We start from the raw sequence: 16,469 nt of genomic DNA on the forward strand, positions 1-16,469 counted from the left end.
GCTGTCGCTCCTTCGTCGGGGCCGGCCTGGCGTGGTGGTGGACGGGTCCGGGGGCGGAGGCCGTCAGCAGAGGACCTGGAACGGACGGACGTCGGCGTCCGCGTCGAGGTCCGGCCGGTCGTTGGGGACCACCGGGCGCCCGCACGAGACGAAGAGGTCGTCGTAGCGCGCCCGCGACCGCTCGCGGTAGTCGGCGGCGGAGCGGGCCAGCATCTTGACGACCTCCTCCGCGAGCATCAACTGGTACTGGCAGGACTCGGTGTTGAGGACGTTCACGTCGCCCGAGGCCACGTGGTTCTCCTGCCGGCAGCCCCCGCCGCACAGGTAGCGGGCCCAGCAGGACCCGCACACCCGGTGCTCGTCGACGGTGCGCCGCCACTCGGGGTGGTCCCGGGTGAGGCCCTCGGCCCCGGTGCCCACGTCGAAGCCCTGGTCGCCGACCAGGCGGTGGCAGGGGCTGACGCTGCCGTCCGGGGAGTGCGTGTAGTACGTCCGGCCGCCCGAGCAGAACGCCAGCGCCGCCGCGCCCTCGGTGACCATCTGCACGGCCCGCTCGTACTCCAGGACGCCCTTGAACCGGTTGTCGGGGGCGAACAGCCGCGGGTAGTGGACCAGGAAGTCCTTGAACTGCTCGACGATGCCGGGCTGGAGGAAGTGGTTGATGTACTGGATGCCCTTCGGCTCGGACAGCTTCCGGTCCCCCAGCGTGAGGGCGATCGGCACCGTCGTGCCCTGCTCCACCGGGTAGACGCCCGGATAGATCTGGAAGTAGTCGAAGAGGTCGAGCCCCCACAGGTCGAGCACGCTCTCGGTGAGGCTGGGCTGCGCCGTCGCGATGGTCATCCGGGCCACCAGGGTGACGTCGTCGCCGCACGCCTCGCGCAGCCGGAACAGGTTGCGGATGATCCGGTCGTAGGAGCCCTTCCCGTTCTTGGACGGGCGGTTGGCGTCCTGGACGTCGCGGCCGCCGTCGATCGAGACCGAGACGATGAACCGGTGGTCGCGGAACAGTTCCTCGACGCCCTGGGGCATCAGGGTGAGGTTGGTCGAGATCCGGTGGACGAACTCGGTGCCCGAGCGCCCGGCGAGGTCGCGGGCGCGTTCGCAGATCTTGCGGATCACCGTGAAGTTCGCCAGCGGCTCCCCGCCGAAGAACTCGAAGCGGACCCGCTGCCCGGGCGCGGCGTAACGGTGGATGAAGTCGAAGATCCAGGCGATCGAGTGCTCGCCCATCGCCTCGGTGATCCGGCCGTAGTCCCCGCCCTCGGCGAAGCAGTACGTGCAGGCGAGGTTGCACACGTTCGTCAGGTTGACGTTGACCGCGAAGTCGGCGCCGTCGGACAGCGCGCTCTCCCGGAGCCGGATGCGGTTGGCCTCCCGGCCGGTGGCGGCGCCGGCCTGCAACCGCTCCCACGCCCGCCGCTCGTCCAGCCGCAGGTGGTCGACGCCGGAGGCCAGCCGCTCGGCGGTGTCCGCCGGGGCGAGCAGCAGCCGGTGGCTCCCGGTGATGAGGACGGCCGACAGGTCGTCGCTGAACGGCAGGACGCGGTAGTCGGTCCCGTGCCGCATCGGACCCGCCTGCTCCGTCGCGCTCGCGGGCCCGGTCATGACCTGGCGCGGGGCTGGAAGAGCGGCAGCGGCGAGACGTCCTCGTTCAGCGTTCCGGCGGAGGCCTCCACGGTCGGGAAGTGCGCGCGGTCGAAGACCTGGTGGAGGCTGGAGGTGCACTGCGGCGGTACGGCCACCTGGACGCCGACCTCGCCCGCCGTGCTCTTGGCCGCGATGTACCGGAAGCTCTCCTGCGGGGCCAGGTCGATGACCTGCCAGCCCTGGTCCGCGGCCGGGTCGCCGTAGCGGCGGTGGTAGGCCCGCACCGGCGCGGCGGAGGTGTTGCGCACCTGGACGTGCAGGGCGCGGACGTCGCCGTGCCAGTCGAAGCGGGCCAGGTCCAGGCCCTCGGCGGCGGGGAGTTCCGGCACCCGGGCGCGCGGGCGGGCGTCGGGCAGCAGGACGATCGGCGAGCGGGCCCCGCAGCCGGCGCAGGCGCCGGCCGCGTCCAGGCCGACCAGGTCGGCGTTCAGGCCGTAGCGGGTGATCTGGAGCTGCCCGCACCGGTGGCACCAGGTGTTGGTCGACTCCGTGTCGTACACGTTCCCCAGGTAGACGTGGTTGAGCCCCATGTCCATGGCGACCTTGCGGGCCCGTTCCAGCCGGTCGACGGGGGTGCGGATGGTGTTGGTCATCTTGTAGTCCGGGTGGAAGCGCACGAAGTGCGTGGGCACGTCCGGGCTGAGCCGCTCGCCGACGAACCTCGCCATGTCCCGGGCGGTCGCCTCGTCGTCGCTGAGGTCGGTGACCATCAGCGTGGAGACCTCGACGTGCTTCCCGGCCCGGAACACCTGCTCGGTGCCCTCCAGGACCGGCTCCAGCCAGCCCTTGGTGATCTTCCGGTAGTACTTCGGGTCCAGGGACTTGATCGACACCGAGAAGATGTCGATCACCGGGATCAGTTCCTCGATCGCCTCGCCGCTGATGAAGAACGCGGACTTGTAGAGGTTGACGATTCCCGCCGCCTTGGCGAGGGCGGCCGTCTCCACCACGAACTCGTGCCACACCACCGGGTCGTTGTAGGTCCAGGAGATCACCTTCACGCCGTGCCGGACGGCGATGTCCACGACCTCCTCGGGCGTGTAGTGGTAGACGTCCTTGTCCTCCACGTGGCGCGCCTGCGACGTCTTCCAGTTGTGGCAGTAGTCGCAGTTGAGCATGCAGCCGACGTTCCCCATCGAGAGGATCCGGGCGCCGGGCGCGTAGTGGAACACCGCCTCGGTCTCGATGGTCTCCTCGGTGGCGTGGACCGAGCGCCCGTAGTTCAGGGTCACCAGGCGGCCGTCCCGGTTGGCCCGGACCATGCAGAATCCGTGCTGGCCGGGGCGGATCCGGCAGTTCCGGGGGCTGAGATGACATCGGACCACGCCGTCGTCCAGGCGTTCCTCCAGCCTGGCGGGGCGCGGTTCCTTGTCCCAGGTGTTCTGCGACATGGCTGTTCCTTCCGTGCGGTGGTACGGACACGGTGGTACGGAGGCGGTGGTGCGGCGGTGGTGGTACGGCGGCGACGGGTCGGGGCCGGACGGGTAGGTCCCGGACGGGCAGGGGCGGGCGGCCCGGCGCGGTCGTCCGCACCGGGCGGGGCCCTCCGGATCAGGCCGTCGCCGGAGGAGGTGCGGTCACGTGCGCGGGGCACGCCGGGACGGGGCGCGCCGGGACGGCGCGGTCGGGAAACCCGAATTCCCGCACTGTGGTGTGGAATTCGACATCGGCCCGCCCGTACATCCGCCCGTGGTCCGGAACGCCACTGTCCCGGTGTCTCGCTTTCACCGGGCGGGCCGGTTCCGCACGGGTTCCCGCGGTCACGAACGTCAAGCGGATCTCACTTTCCCTCATGACGAAGCCACTGCTGAGAAAAACGCCTCGTGAAGAGGCCGAAGCGGAGCGGGAGTTCGGTGAGAAATTCGCCAACTGCGATGAGCTTCGGCGTACGGGCTCCCGCCTGTCAAGAAGTCCGCGTGCCGCCCGATCCGGCCAACACCCCGAAGCGGACAGCGCCCTCCGGTCGCGGCGGGGAGCAGGTTAGGCAAGCCTCACAAACGGTGATCTCGCGCCTGCCCAGCGGGTTCCCGGGCCGGGGAACGGCGGGGGCCCATCCGGCGGGGCGGCGCGGCCGGGATCGCCCGGTGCGGGAGGAGGGCCGAAAATCGCCGCCGGTCGGTGGAATACCTGCCGCCACAGGGCCGATCGGCCGCCCCACCCGCCGCTCGCCGAGCACCGGTAAAGGCGGTCCCGAGGGGGGGCGTGTGGAGCGGCCGGGGCAACGAGGGGTGGCTGCCGGGAATTCAGGGGGCGGTGGGGCCGGACGGGGAGAGGATCCGGGAGAGGCCGAACTCGAAGCGCTCGGTGAAGGCGGCGTCCTCCAGGTGCGGGGCGACCCGGGCGAGCGCCGGGTAGTCGCCGCCGGCGAGGGCCGGGCCGAGGGTGTGCACGCCGTCCTGGGCGGCCAGGGCCTGCTCCTCCTGGGCCAGGCCGAGGGTCAGGTACTGGATGGTCCAGAACACCCAGGACGCGTGGCGCTCGTCCAGTCCGCCGTCGAGGAGCGCGGCGATCATGGCGTCGGTGAAGCGCAGGGTGCCGGGCTCGGCGGCGTAGGTGCCGGCGACGATGACCGCGCCGTCACGGTGGGCCAGCAGGCACCGGCGGTAGCGGTGGGCGAGCTCGCGGGCCCGTTCGCACCAGGGCGCGGGCAGGTCGTCGAGCGGGATCTCACCGACGATCGCGTCCGCCATGAGTTCCAGCAGGCGGCCCTTGGTCTTGGCGTGCCAGAGCACGGTGTTCATCCGGACGCCGAGCCGTTCGGCGACGCCGCGCACAGAGACGGCGGCGGCGCCCTTGTCGTCCAGCAGGTCGAGGGCGGCGCGGACCACCGTGTCGGAGTCGAGTCGGGTCCGGGGGGCGTCCGGGGCTTGCTTCTTGGTCACTGACCTAGTCTACTGGAGTCAAGTCATTGGTCACTGACCAAGAGAGGGATGAGTCATGGAACAGGTCGTCATCGCCGGCGGGGGCCCGGTCGGGCTCTGGCTCGCCGCCGAACTCCGGCTGCAGGGCATCGAGGTCACCGTGCTGGAGAGCCGCACCGAACCCGACCCGCACTCGCGGGCCACCACCGTGCACCCGCGCACCCTGGAACTGCTGGCCTGCCGCGGCCTGGTGGAGCCCTTCCTCGCCGAGGGCGTCCGGATCCCCGGCGGGCACTTCGCCGCACTGCCGCCCCGGTTGGACTTCAGCCGGCTGGACACGCCGTACCCGTTCACGCTCGCACTCCCCCAGGTGCGCACCGAGGCACTGCTGGCCGAACACCTCCGCTCGACCGGCGCCCGGCTGCTGCGCGGACACCGCGTCACCGGACTGGACCAAGGCGACGACGCGGTCACCGTCCACGTCCACGGCCCGGACGGCCCCCACCGGCTGCGCACCGCCTACCTGGTCGGCTGCGACGGCACCCGCAGCACCGTGCGCGAGGCGGCGGGCATCGGCTTCCCCGGCACCCCGGCCACCGCCTGGGCCTGGATGGCGGACGCCGTGCTCGACGCGCCACCGCGCTGGCGCTCCGTCTCCAACGAGCAGGGCACCGTGATGGTCTTCCCGCTGCCCGGCGGGGTGCACCGGGTGGTCGGCAACGACACGGCGACCGTCCACACCAAGCCCGGCCCGCTGACCTTCGAGCAGCTGCGCGCCAAGGTCCGCGGGATCACCGGGACGGACTTCGGGATGCGCGAGGCCGGCTGGATCTCCACCTTCGGCAACGCCTCCCGCCAGGCCGACCGGTACCGGCACGGGCGGGTCCTGGTGGCGGGCGACGCCGCGCACTCGCACTTCCCGGCCGGCGGGCCCGGACTCAACGTCGGCATGCAGGACGCCGCCAACCTCGGCTGGAAACTCGCCCGCACCATCACCGGCGCCGCCCCCGACGGCCTGCTCGACAGCTACCACGCCGAGCGCCACCCGGTCGGCGTGGAGCTGCTGCGCTCCACCCACGCCCAGTCCGGGCTGATGACCGACCACTCGCGGACGACACTGGCCCTGCGCGGCCTGCTCGCCGAACTCATCACCGGCGTCGACGAGTTCTCGGACGAACTGGCCGGCCGCGCGGCCGGCCTCGCGACCGCCTACCCGGCCGACCCCGCCGACGGGGCGCACCCGCTGACCGGCTCCCGGGCGCCCGACCTGAGGCTCGCCGGGCCCGCGGACGGCACCGGCCTGTTCACGCTGCTGCGCCCGGGCCGCCACGTCCTGCTCGACCTCACCGACCGGGCCGGCGCCGAGTTCGCCGCCCTCGCCCACGCCACCAGCCCGGGCGTGACGGTGCACAGCGCGCCGCTCGCCGCGTCGCGGCCCGCCTGGCGCGGCGTCACCGCCGCCCTGGTCCGGCCCGACGGGCACCTGGCCTGGCTCACCGAGGAGCAGCACCTCCCCGCACTGGTCACGGCCGCGCACGCGGCCGTGACGGCGACGACCGCCCACCCTTCCGCCGCGATCCCTCTACGCTGAGGACCGGTCGGCCCACGGGCGCCCCCTCCGGAGCCCCGAGGGCCGGCGGCAGCCGCTCGGGCAGGTCCGCGGCGCCCCGCCGGCCGCCGACCTGATACCGCTCACCACCACCCCGGCCACCCGCCGAGCCCGCACCGGAGCCGCCCGATGACCACCCTCCACCTCGGCGTCGACGCCGGCGGCAGCCGCACCCGCGCCGTCCTCCTGGACGCCGCGGGCGCCGTCCGGGGCCGCGGCGAGAGCCCCGGCGCCAACCCCGCCGGAGAGGGCCCGGAGCCGGCGCTCGACCGGCTGGCGGCGGCCGTCACGGCCGCCCTCGACGCCCGCGCCCCGGGCCGCATCGCCGCCTGCCTGATCGGCCTCGCCGGGTACCGCTCCCTACCGGACCCGGACGCGTTCGCCGAGCGCTGCCGGGCCGCCCTCGGCCTGCGCCACCCGGTGCGACTCGTCCCCGACACCGTCCCGGCCCTGGCCTCCGGCGGCGTCACCGACGGCCACGGCACCGTCCTGATCGCGGGCACGGGCGCGGTCTGCGTCCGGCTCGCCGGTGCCCGCACGCTCGCGCGCACCGGCGGGCTCGGCTGGCTGCTCGGCGACGAGGGCGGCGGCTTCTGGCTCGGCCGCGAGGCCCTGCGCCACGCCCACGCCGACCCGGCCGGCCCGCTCGGCACCGCCGTCCGCGCCCGCTGCGCCGCCGACTCCCCCGACGCCCTGCTCCGCTGGGCCTACGCCGGCCCGCCCCGCCGGCTCGCCACCCTCGCCCCGCTGGTCTCCCGGCTCGCCGCGCAGGGCGACCCGGCCGCCCGCGCCATCGCCGACACCGCCGCCGACCACCTGGCCGCCCTCGCCCGCGCCACCGCCGCCCCCACCGAACCCCTGGTCCTCACCGGCTCGGTGGCCACCGCCCCCGGCCCGATCCGCGAGCGCCTCCACCACCTCCTCGCCGACCTCCACCCCCGCCTCCCCCGCACCGACCCCGCCACCGCCGCCGCCCACCTCGCCACCCGCCTCGCCGCCGGGCGGTAGACGGCCAGACGGATCACCAACCCGGCCGCGCCCCACCGGAAATGGCATGCACGCCACTAGCCAACCGGTCAGTAACGCCCCTACCGTCGAGCTCCCGTGGCTTCGACGGAGGAGCTCCCCTTGCGCCTACGCCCCCACCCCCTGCGCTTCCCGGCCGCCGCCGTCGCGTCGGCCCTGCTCGTCACCGCCGCCCTGACCACCACCCCCACCGCCGCCGCCCCCGCCGCCCCGACCGCCACCGCGGCCGACTACTGCGGCGGCCACTGCCGGGACATCCTGCCGCCCGGCGAGAACGGCAACGCCACGCTCGCCGAGATCCTGCTCAACCGGATGTTCGGCAGCCGCCCCGCCCACACCGACGACCAGCTCGGCCCGTACGCCGCCCTCGCCTCCGGCTACCCGGGCCTGACCGAGGCCAAGCTGCGCGACTTCTTCAACGACGCCTCCTTCGGTGTCCCCGCCGACCAGGTGGCCAGCACCATCAGCCCGCGCGCCGACGTCACCATCGTCCGCGACAAGGCCACCGGCGTCCCGCACATCACCGGCACCACCCGCTACGGCACCGAGTACGGCGCGGGCTACGCCGCCGCCCAGGACCGGCTGTGGGTGATGGACCTGTTCCGGCACGTGGGCCGCGGCCAGCTGTCCGGCTTCGCCGGCGGCGCCGCCGCCAACCGCCAGCTGGAGCAGAGCTTCTGGCAGGCCGCGCCGTACACCGAGGCGGAACTGCAACAGCAGATCGACGCCCTGGCGGCCCGCGGCGGCCGGGCCGCCCAGGCCCTCACCGACGCGAACGCCTACCTCGACGGCATCAACCAGTATGCCAAGGAGTCCTACAACGCCCGCACCTTCCCCGGCGAGTACGACCTGACCGGGCACATCGACCCGATCACCAACGCCGGGTCGATCGAGCCGTTCAAGCTGACCGACCTGGTCGCCCTGGCCTCCGTGGTCGGCGCCCTGTTCGGCTCCGGCGGCGGCGGTGAACTCGCCTCCGCCCAGGTCAAGTCGGCCGCCGAGGCCCGCTACGGCAAGGACGCCGGGGACGCGGTCTGGAAGTCGCTGCGCGAGGCCGACGACCCGGAGGCCGTCCAGACCCTGCACGACGGCCAGCGCTTCCCCTACGCCCCCGTCCCCGACGCCCCGCAGGGCGAGGCACTGCCCGACCCCGGCTCGGTGGTGCCCGAGCGGATGATCTACGATGCCACCGGCACGGGCGCCGGCGCCGCGAGGACGGCCGCCCCGGGCGTGCTGCCCGGCAACCTGCTCACCGCCAAGCACGGCATGTCCAACGCCCTGCTGGTCTCCGGCGCCCACACCGACGACGGCCACCCGGTCGCCGTGTTCGGCCCGCAGACCGGCTACTTCGCCCCGCAGCTGCTGATGCTGGAGGAGATCCAGGGCCCCGGCATCAGCGCGCGCGGCGCGGCCTTCGCCGGCCTGAGCTTCTACGTGCAGCTCGGCCGCGGCCAGGACTACGCCTGGAGCGCCACCTCCGCCGGGCAGGACATCACCGACACCTACGCCGTCCCGCTCTGCACCACCGACGGCTCCCCGGCCACCACCGCCGCCGACTCCTACCTCTGGCACGGCCAGTGCGTCCCCTTCGACCGGCTGGAACGCAAGAACACCTGGAACCCGACCACCGCCGACTCCACCGCCGCCGGCTCCTACACCCTGGTCATGTACCGCAGCAGGTACGGCCTGGTGACCGCCCGCGGCACGGTCGGCGGCGCCCCCGTGGCCTTCACCTCGCTGCGCTCCACCTACCGGCACGAGGCGGACTCCATCATCGGTTTCCAGGAGCTCAACGACCCGGGCGCGGTGCACGACGCGGCGAGCTTCCAGCAGGCGGCGCAGGACATCAACTACACCTTCAACTGGTTCTACGCCGACTCCCGCGACATCGCGTACTACAACTCCGGCAGCAACCCGGTGCGCGCCCCCGGGGTCGACGCCGGCCTGCCGCTGCGCGCCGAACCGGCGTACGAGTGGGCCGACTTCGACCCCGCGACCAACACCGCCCGGTACACCCCGGCGGCCGAGCACCCGCAGTCCGTCAACCAGGACTACTACATCTCCTGGAACAACAAGCAGGCCGACGGCTTCACCTCGGCCGGGTTCGGCAACGGCTCGGTGCACCGCGTCAACCTGCTCGACGACCGGGTCAAGGCGCTGCTGCGCAACGGCGGCAAGGCGAGCCGGGTCTCGCTCACCCAGGCCATGGCGAGCGCCGCCCTGGCCGACCTGCGCGCCGAGGACGTCCTGCCGGACCTGATCCGGGTGCTGCGCAGCGCCCCCGTCACCGATCCGGCCGCCGCCACCGCGCTCCAGCAGTTGGAGGCCTGGCTGGCGGGCGGCGCCCAGCGGAAGGAGACGTCGCCCGGCAGCCACGGCTACGCGGACGCCGCCGCGATCCGCGTCCTGGACGCCTGGTGGCCGCTGGTCGCGGAGGGCGTCATGCGGCCCGGCCTCGGGGACCAGCTGTTCACGGCCCTGACCGGCGCCCTGCAGATCAACGAGTCGCCCTCCGGCGGCCAGACCGGTCCCGGCAGCGGCGGCCCGGTGAGCGCCAACGAGGCGATCCCGCACAAGGGTTCGGCCTTCCAGTACGGCTGGTGGAGCTACCTGGACAAGGACCTGCGGTCCGTCCTGGGAGACCAGGTGGCCGGCCCGCTGGCCCGCCCGTACTGCGGCGGGGGCGATCTGGCGGCCTGCCGGGGCGTGCTGCTGGACACCCTGAAGCGGGCGGCCGCACAGACCCCGGCCCAGGTCTACCCGGGCGACGCGGACTGCTCCGCCGGCGACCAGTGGTGCGCCGACACGATCATCCAGCGCCCGCTCGGCGGTGTCACGGACGACAAGACCACCTGGCAGAACCGTCCGACCTACCAGCAGGTGGTGCAGTTCCCGAGCCACCGCTGAGCCCGTGCCCTGAAACGGCCGCGGGTGCCCCCGTCCACCCGGGCGGGGGCACCCGCGTGGAAGACAGCGGCCCGGGCCCGACGGGCGGGGACGGGGCGCAGCACCTAGCGTGGTCCGGGGCCGACCCAGGCGTCAGCGGCCCCCTAGGACCCCCGCGATTCCCCGGAGAGGCCCCACACCCGCCCAGGAGGTAAGCCGACCATGACCGTCTCCCTGTCCGAGCTCACCGGGGACTACGTCCTCGACCCCGCCCACACCCGGATCGGCTTCGTGGCGCGCCACGCCATGGTGACCAAGGTCCGCGGCTCCTTCACCGCCTTCGAGGGCAGCGCCCACCTGGACGGCGCCGACCCGGGCCGTTCCACCGCCCGGGTGACGATCCGGACGGAGAGCATCGACACCGGCGTCGAGCAGCGCGACCAGCACCTGCGCACCAACGACTTCCTGGACGTGCCGAACTTCCCGACCATCGCCTTCGCCACGACGGCGGTCGAGCCGCGCGGGGACGGCGAGTTCCGGGTGACGGGCGACCTCACCGTCAAGGACGTCACCCGCCCGGTCACCATCGACGTCGAGTACACGGGCAACGCCGTCGACCCCTACGGCAACCTGCGGGTGGGCCTGGAGGGTTCGGTGACGATCAGCCGCAAGGACTTCGGGGTGACCTGGAACGCGGCCCTGGAGGGCGGCGGCGTCCTGGTCGGCGACAAGGTCGTCCTGGAGTTCGACGTCTCGGCCGTCCGACAGGCCCAGTAGCGGCCGCAGGAGCCAGGAGCGGCCCACCGGGCCCCGGAATCCGCCGGACCGGGCGGCGCAGGCCCGGTTAGGCTCCTGACATGGCGACAGACGGCTCCCTCGCAACCGGCCAGCGCTCCCTCGGCGATCCCACCCTCGACTACCCGTTGTGGCCCCCGCTCACCGCGGGCTGTCCCCGCACCGGCACCGAGGACGTCTCCTACCCCGTCGAGGTCGACTACGCCTACCGCGAGGCCGACGCGGCCGCCCTGTTCGCCCCGGGCGCGGACGCCGGGGCGCCGCGCGGCGGGCTGGAGCGGTGGGCCCCCCTGCTGCCGCCGCTGCTCGCGCCGGGCCTGGGCGAGGGTGGCACGCCGCTGGTCGAGCTCGAACCCGGGGTGTACGTCAAGGACGAGGCCCGCAACCCGACCTGGAGCCACAAGGACCGGCTGAACCGCTGCACCACCAGCGCCGCCGTGGGCGTCGGCGCGCCCGGGATCGCGGTGGCCTCCTCCGGCAACCACGGCGCGTCCGCCGCCGCCTACGCCGCCCGGGCCGGGCTGCGCTGCGTGGTGATCACCGGGCCCGACCTGCCGCCGGCCGTCGACGCGTTCCTCAACGCCTACGGCGCCGTCGTGCTGCCGGTGCCGTGGGAGGCCCGCTGGCCACTGCTGCGGCAGGTCGTGGACCGGCTGGGCCTGCACCCGGTCAGCAACCTCACCACCACCCACACCGGCCACGCGTACGGCCCCGAGGGCTACAAGACCGTCGCGTACGAGATCTTCCGGGACATCGGCGTGCCCGCCTCGGTGTTCGTGCCCACCGGCTACGGGGAGCTGCTCTTCGGCGTCTGGAAGGGCTTCAGCGAACTGCACCGGCTCGGCCTGGCCGACCGGGTGCCGCGCATCGTCGCCTGCGAGTCCGCGTCCGGCGCGCCGCTCGCCCTGGCCGTCCGCCAGGGCCTGCCGGCGGCCCGGGTGACGGTGGGGCCGAGCGAGGCGTACTCGATCGCCTCCCCGGTCTGCGGCTACCGGGGCGTGGTCGCGGTCCGCGAGAGCGGCGGCCGGGTGCTGACCCTGGACGACGGCCAACTCGCGGCCGCCCAGGCCGAACTGGCCCGCTCCGGGCTCTGGACGGAGCTGTCCGCGGCGGCCGGGCTCGCCGGGCTGCGCAGCCTCGGCGGCGTCGAGGGCCTCGGGGAGGCCGAGGGGTCGGTGGTGTGCGTGTCGACGTCCAGCGGTTTCAAGGACCGGGGCGTCGGCGCGCGGTCGACCGCGCCGGTCACCCCGGAGTGGGAGGAGGTCCGCCGCCGGCTGCACGCGGCCGGAATCCGCGGCTAACGGGGCTCCCCCGACTCACGCCCGGCGTTGGAGGCCTGCTGTTCGCCGTCCGGTTCTCCGGCGTAGGGTTGGCGTTCGCCGCGGCCGCCCAGGCTGGTCCGGATCCGCACCGCCCCCGCTCCTCTCCGTGCGTCGAAGGGCTGTCACCGTGTCCCGTTCCCCCCGCCGTCTGCTCCCGCTGGCCGTCGCCGTCGCGGCGGTGCCCGTGCTCGCCCTGCCGGTGGTCCCGGCCGCCGCGGCCTCGTACGGCACTCCGACGATCACCTTCTCGGCCGGCTACCTGTCCGGCGCGGTCGGCGCCACCGGCGATCCGACGGTGTCCGTGGCGGTGGCGCAGAGCGGGGCCGCGGCCTCGGCGCTGACCGTCGCCGCCTCGGCGAGCACCCGCAGTGCCGTCGCGCGGACCGGCGACGTGGCGGTGACGGGCACCGGCGGCACCCGCACCCTGGCGGTCGCCGCGCAGGGCGTCGGCTACACCGACCTCACCATCAAGGTGACCGGCCTGGGCGGCAAGACCGCGACCCGCACCCTGCACTACGCGGCCTCCCCCGCCGTCCGGTTCCCGGCCGCCAGCCGCTACCTGACCGGTTCCAGCGACGCCTCCGCCGCGGTGGACGCGGGCGGCGGCTACATCCTGGTCGGCGACGACGAGTCCAACGTGCTGCGGCTGTACGACCGCAACGCCTCCGGCGCGCCGGTCCGCACCTGGGACTTCAGCTCCGCGCTCGGCGTCTCCAAGGAGATCGACATCGAGGCCGCGGCCCGGGTCGGCGACACGATCTACTGGACGGGCTCGCTCGGCAACAACAAGGACGGCAAGGTCAAGCCGGACCGGCACACCGTGTTCACCACGAAGGTCACCGGCTCGGGCGCCGACACCCAGCTCTCGCTGGCCGGTTCGTACCACGGCCTGCGCGACGACCTGATCGCCTGGGACGGCGCCCACGGCGACCGCTACGGCTTCGCGGCGGGCGCGGCGGACGGGCAGGCGCCCAAGCAGATCGACGGATTCAACGTCGAGGGGCTGGAGTTCGCCCCGGGCAGCACCACCACCGCGTACATCGGCTTCCGCGCGCCGCTGACCCCGGCGGTCACCGGCGGCCGCGCGCTGCTCGTCCCGGTCACCAACCTCCCGTCGCTGCTGTCCGGTTCGGCCTCGCACGCGACCTTCGGCGAGCCGGTCGAGCTGGACCTCGGCGGGCTCTCCATCCGCGACCTGCGCCGCAACGACCTCGGCCAGTACCTGATCGTGGCCGGCTCCTGGTCCGCCGAGGACAACTCCGCCCCGTACGCCCTCTACCGCTGGAACGGGCAGCCGGGCTCCCAGCCGGTCAAGCTGGTCGACCTGCCGACCAGCGACGCCGGCGCCTGGGAGGCCGTCCCGGACGTGCCGAACCTGGACGCCCCCGGCGCCCGGGCCCAGCTGATCACCGACGACGGCTCCGCCGACCTGTACGGCGACGGCACCGCCGCCAAGGACCTCGCCCAGCCGGAGTGGAAGAAGTCCCGCTCCACCTGGTTCACCCTGAACTGACCTGTGCCCGGCCGGGGCGGGCACACGAACCGCCCGCCCCGGCCGGGCCCCGCCGACCGCCCGGCTCAGAGTTCGACGAGCACCTTGCCCCGGCTCGCGGAGCGGTCCACGTACAGGCTGCGGTAGGCGGCCGGGATGTTGTCGAAGCCCCGGTGGACGGTCTGCTGGTAGCCGAGGTCCCCCCTGCGGACCAGGGCGCCCAGCTCCTGCCGCAGCGCCGACCAGTTCTCCTCGGTGAACCACTCCAGCGAGAAGATGCCGCGGATGGTGGTGCGCGGGAACATGATCATCGGCAGCAGCCGCGGGCCCGCCCAGTCGCCGCCGACCTGGCTGCCCCACTGCCAGCAGACCGCGACCCGGCTGTCCACGGCGAGCAGGGAGAAGACCGCGTCGGTGAGCGCTCCGCCGAGGCTGTCGAAGTAGCGGTCGATGCCGGCCGGGGCGAGCTTGGCGAGTTCCTCCCGCAGCCGTTCGGGGTCGTCGCCGTCGCGGTAGAGCAGGACCGCGTCGAAGCCCAGCTCACGCAGCCGGGCGGCCTTGGCCGGGGTGGCCGTGGTGCCGATGACCCGGGCCCCCCGGTGCCGGGCCAGCTGTCCGACCACCGAGCCGACCGCCCCGGACGCCCCGCTGACCAGCACGGTGTCCCCCGGCCGGACCTCCAGGAACTTCTCGACCGTGCCCCAGGCGGTCATCCCCGGGCCACCGAGGACACCGAGGGCGGTGGAGATCGGCAGGGCGTCGTCGTAGTCGCTCCGGTCCAGCCGCCGGTAGGCGGGGAAGACCATCGGGAAGGTGCCGGTCTGCCAGAACGCCGGGGCGCCGTTGCTGATCACGTGGGTGCGCCAGCCGCCGAAGCCCTGCACGAGGTCGCCGACGGCGAAGGCGGCGTCCGGCCCGGCCTCCACCACCTCCATGATGGAGTCCGCGCCCATGTGGTCGCCGATCGGGGTGTCCAGGGCGATCCCCTGGAGGTACGGGTCGACCGAGACGTACCTGGTCCGCAGCAGCATCTCGTCCGCGGCGAGGCGGACGTCCACCTCCTCGACCACCTTCCGGTACATCCGCTCGACGTCCGGCACGCCGTCCACGTGCTCGCGGACGACCCACTTCTCGACCCTCATGAGGTGACTCCAAACCGCCGGTCGGCGGGCCCGACCGGTTCGATGACCAGGGTGGGCGGCGGCGCGCTGTCGTCCACGGCGGCGGTGAACGGCCGACCGTCGTCGCGGCAGATGAACTGGACGACGTGCCGGCCGGCGGCGGCCGCCCGGATCAGTCCCCCCGTGGTCGCCCACACGCCGGAGAGGTAGAAGTTCGCCAGGCCGGGCAGCCCGGGCCCGTTGCGCTTGATCTCGTCCTCCAGGGTCTCGCCGCTCTCCACGAACGGCTGCCAGCCGAGCACCGTGCCGTCGTAGTTGCCGGTGTAGCGGACCTGGGTGAGCGGGGTGGACACGTCCTTGACGGCGACGGCGTCCCTCAGACCGGGGTGGTGCCCGTCCAGGAACTCCACGATGGCGTCCCGCACCCGGCGCTTCTCGCGCTGGTACTCGCGCCCGCGCCCCACCGGCAGGGTGTGCAGTTCCTCGCCCCGCCGCAACCGTGGCGCCTGCTCCGGGCCGGTGCTCAACTCCCGCCAGGGGGCGATGTCGCAGAAGTAGCTGGCGTAGACGACGGTCGTCGCGGCGGGCGACAGCTCGGGGTAGTGGCGGCTGCGGAACTGGACGTTGATGCTGGGGTGGCGGATGCCGGTGAGCCGGTCGGCGACCTCGTCCTCCAGCAGGTAGGTGGTGCACGGGTCCCCGGCCGGGAAGGGGCGGCGCAGGCCGAGGAAGACGGTGAGGTAGCCGGGGAAGACCATGCCGGGCTCGGTGATGGTCCGGGTGTACAACCGGCGGTAGGTGTCGTTCAGGTAGCGGCCCTTGAGCAGGTCCAGCATGGTGGTGCGTCCGTCGCAGGCGGCGACCACGATGTCCGCCCGGATCTCCCGGCCGTCGCTCAGCCGCACCCCGACGGCCCGGTCCTGCTCGACCAGGATCTCGGCCACCTTGGTGTTGTAGCTGATCTCACCGCCGAGCCGCCGGTAGCGCTGCTCGATCGAGCGGGCCAGCCCGAGCGAACCGCCCTCCGGCACCCCGGCCGACTGCCCTGCGTGCGAGGCGAGTTGGAAGTAGGTGGGCAGCACCGGGAAGTTGGGGTGCTTCTCGTAGAGCACGAAGTTGAACGCCTCGCGCAGCAGCGGGCTCCGGAAGCGCGCCGAGTAGTCGCTCATCAGCACCGTGATCGAGCGCCGGATGACGTTGAAGTACGGCAGGAACGAGGCGAGCATCCGCCAGCGCTCGGCCCGGCCCATCAGTCCGACCGGCTTGAGGAAGGGGTAACGGACCAGGGCGCGGCGGAACTTGCGCAGTCCTTCGCAGAACTGCCGGATCCGCCGGGCGTCCTCCGGGGCGAGGTCGAGCAGGTGCGCTTCCAGGCGGTCGGGGTCGGAGTAGAAGTAGACGGCGCGCCCGTCCCGGGTGCGCACCACGTTGAAGACGTCGAAGTTGCGCATCACCTTGCCCTGCAACGCGCCGAGTTCGAGCCAGATCTGGTGCATCTCGTTGCCGGGGCCGCTGCCGAGCAGCCAGCTCACGCAGCAGTCGAAGGTGAACTCGCCGCGGTCCCAGGCCGTGCAGCAGCCGCCGGGGAGTTCGTGCATCTCCAGGACGGTGGTGCGGTAGCCGTTCATCTGTGCGTAGCAGCCGGTCGACAGGCCGCCCAGCCCGCCCCCGACGATCACCATGGTCTGCCTGCTGGTGCTCATTCCG

11 protein-coding genes are annotated in these 16,469 nt (G+C 73.6%); 6 read left to right on the forward strand and 5 right to left on the reverse strand.

All coding sequences use genetic code 11. The annotated features are described in order from the left end of the window. Positions 1–63 precede the first annotated feature (63 nt). The 3 genes from ACIO9K_RS11350 to ACIO9K_RS11360 form a co-directional block, all read right to left on the reverse strand. On the reverse strand, positions 64–1,569 hold the full coding sequence (locus tag ACIO9K_RS11350) for a radical SAM protein (protein WP_400328645.1): 1,506 nt from the start codon (positions 1,567–1,569) through the stop codon (positions 64–66). Positions 1,570–1,604: 35 nt separating this feature from the next. After that, positions 1,605–3,041, reverse strand: a complete 1,437-nt coding sequence (gene amrS, locus ACIO9K_RS11355; RefSeq protein ID WP_400328648.1) for an AmmeMemoRadiSam system radical SAM enzyme — start codon at positions 3,039–3,041, stop codon at positions 1,605–1,607. Positions 3,042–3,893: 852 nt separating this feature from the next. Then, positions 3,894–4,532 carry a TetR/AcrR family transcriptional regulator C-terminal domain-containing protein gene (locus ACIO9K_RS11360; protein WP_363624698.1) on the reverse strand — a complete coding sequence of 213 codons (639 nt, stop codon included), beginning with the start codon at positions 4,530–4,532 and terminating at the stop codon, positions 3,894–3,896. Between the two features lie 55 nt (positions 4,533–4,587). Between ACIO9K_RS11360 and ACIO9K_RS11365 the strand changes: the two genes are divergently transcribed. From ACIO9K_RS11365 to ACIO9K_RS11390, 6 genes are all read left to right on the forward strand, one after another. Continuing rightward, positions 4,588–6,102, forward strand: coding sequence for an FAD-dependent monooxygenase (locus ACIO9K_RS11365; protein ID WP_400328651.1), 1,515 nt, complete (start codon positions 4,588–4,590; stop codon positions 6,100–6,102). A gap of 147 nt (positions 6,103–6,249) precedes the next feature. Then, positions 6,250–7,128, forward strand: coding sequence for an N-acetylglucosamine kinase (locus ACIO9K_RS11370; protein ID WP_400328654.1), 879 nt, complete (start codon positions 6,250–6,252; stop codon positions 7,126–7,128). 120 nt (positions 7,129–7,248) lie between these two features. Beyond that, complete coding sequence (locus ACIO9K_RS11375) at positions 7,249–10,053, forward strand: penicillin acylase family protein (protein ID WP_400328657.1); 2,805 nt, start codon at positions 7,249–7,251, stop codon at positions 10,051–10,053. A 201-nt stretch (positions 10,054–10,254) separates the two neighbouring features. Beyond that, on the forward strand, positions 10,255–10,809 hold the full coding sequence (locus tag ACIO9K_RS11380; RefSeq protein WP_350880788.1) for a YceI family protein: 555 nt from the start codon (positions 10,255–10,257) through the stop codon (positions 10,807–10,809). Between the two features lie 80 nt (positions 10,810–10,889). Beyond that, positions 10,890–12,128 carry a pyridoxal-phosphate dependent enzyme gene (locus ACIO9K_RS11385; protein WP_400328660.1) on the forward strand — a complete coding sequence of 413 codons (1,239 nt, stop codon included), beginning with the start codon at positions 10,890–10,892 and terminating at the stop codon, positions 12,126–12,128. Between the two features lie 148 nt (positions 12,129–12,276). Beyond that, positions 12,277–13,662 carry a hypothetical protein gene (locus ACIO9K_RS11390; protein WP_400328663.1) on the forward strand — a complete coding sequence of 462 codons (1,386 nt, stop codon included), beginning with the start codon at positions 12,277–12,279 and terminating at the stop codon, positions 13,660–13,662. 65 nt (positions 13,663–13,727) lie between these two features. On the opposite strand, the gene ACIO9K_RS11395 is transcribed toward ACIO9K_RS11390, so the two are convergent. Together ACIO9K_RS11395 and ACIO9K_RS11400 are read right to left on the reverse strand one after the other, a co-directional pair. Further along, positions 13,728–14,783: an NADP-dependent oxidoreductase gene (locus tag ACIO9K_RS11395; RefSeq protein WP_363581836.1), complete on the reverse strand. Its 1,056-nt coding sequence runs from the start codon at positions 14,781–14,783 to the stop codon at positions 13,728–13,730. Next, a complete protein-coding gene (locus ACIO9K_RS11400; RefSeq protein WP_400328666.1) occupies positions 14,780–16,465 on the reverse strand; it encodes a phytoene desaturase family protein in 1,686 nt (561 codons plus the stop codon). Before ACIO9K_RS11400 ends, ACIO9K_RS11395 begins: the two co-directional genes overlap by 4 nt. Between the last annotated feature and the right edge of the window lie 4 nt (positions 16,466–16,469).

It is taken from the genome of Kitasatospora sp. NPDC087271 (genome assembly GCF_044744605.1).
In the GTDB taxonomy this organism is placed as follows: Bacteria; Actinomycetota; Actinomycetes; order Streptomycetales; family Streptomycetaceae; genus Kitasatospora.

Bases quoted from the DNA above. Each gene is read 5' to 3' on its own strand.
- ACIO9K_RS11395 (WP_363581836.1), bottom strand. From the start codon at position 14,783: ATGAGGGTCGAGAAGTGGGTCGTCCGCGAGCACGTGGACGGCGTGCCG.
- amrS (WP_400328648.1), bottom strand. From the start codon at position 3,041: ATGTCGCAGAACACCTGGGACAAGGAACCGCGCCCCGCCAGGCTGGAG.
- ACIO9K_RS11365 (WP_400328651.1), top strand. From the start codon at position 4,588: ATGGAACAGGTCGTCATCGCCGGCGGGGGCCCGGTCGGGCTCTGGCTC.
- ACIO9K_RS11350 (WP_400328645.1), bottom strand. From the start codon at position 1,569: ATGCGGCACGGGACCGACTACCGCGTCCTGCCGTTCAGCGACGACCTG.
- ACIO9K_RS11385 (WP_400328660.1), top strand. From the start codon at position 10,890: ATGGCGACAGACGGCTCCCTCGCAACCGGCCAGCGCTCCCTCGGCGAT.
- ACIO9K_RS11400 (WP_400328666.1), bottom strand. From the start codon at position 16,465: ATGAGCACCAGCAGGCAGACCATGGTGATCGTCGGGGGCGGGCTGGGC.
- ACIO9K_RS11380 (WP_350880788.1), top strand. From the start codon at position 10,255: ATGACCGTCTCCCTGTCCGAGCTCACCGGGGACTACGTCCTCGACCCC.
- ACIO9K_RS11370 (WP_400328654.1), top strand. From the start codon at position 6,250: ATGACCACCCTCCACCTCGGCGTCGACGCCGGCGGCAGCCGCACCCGC.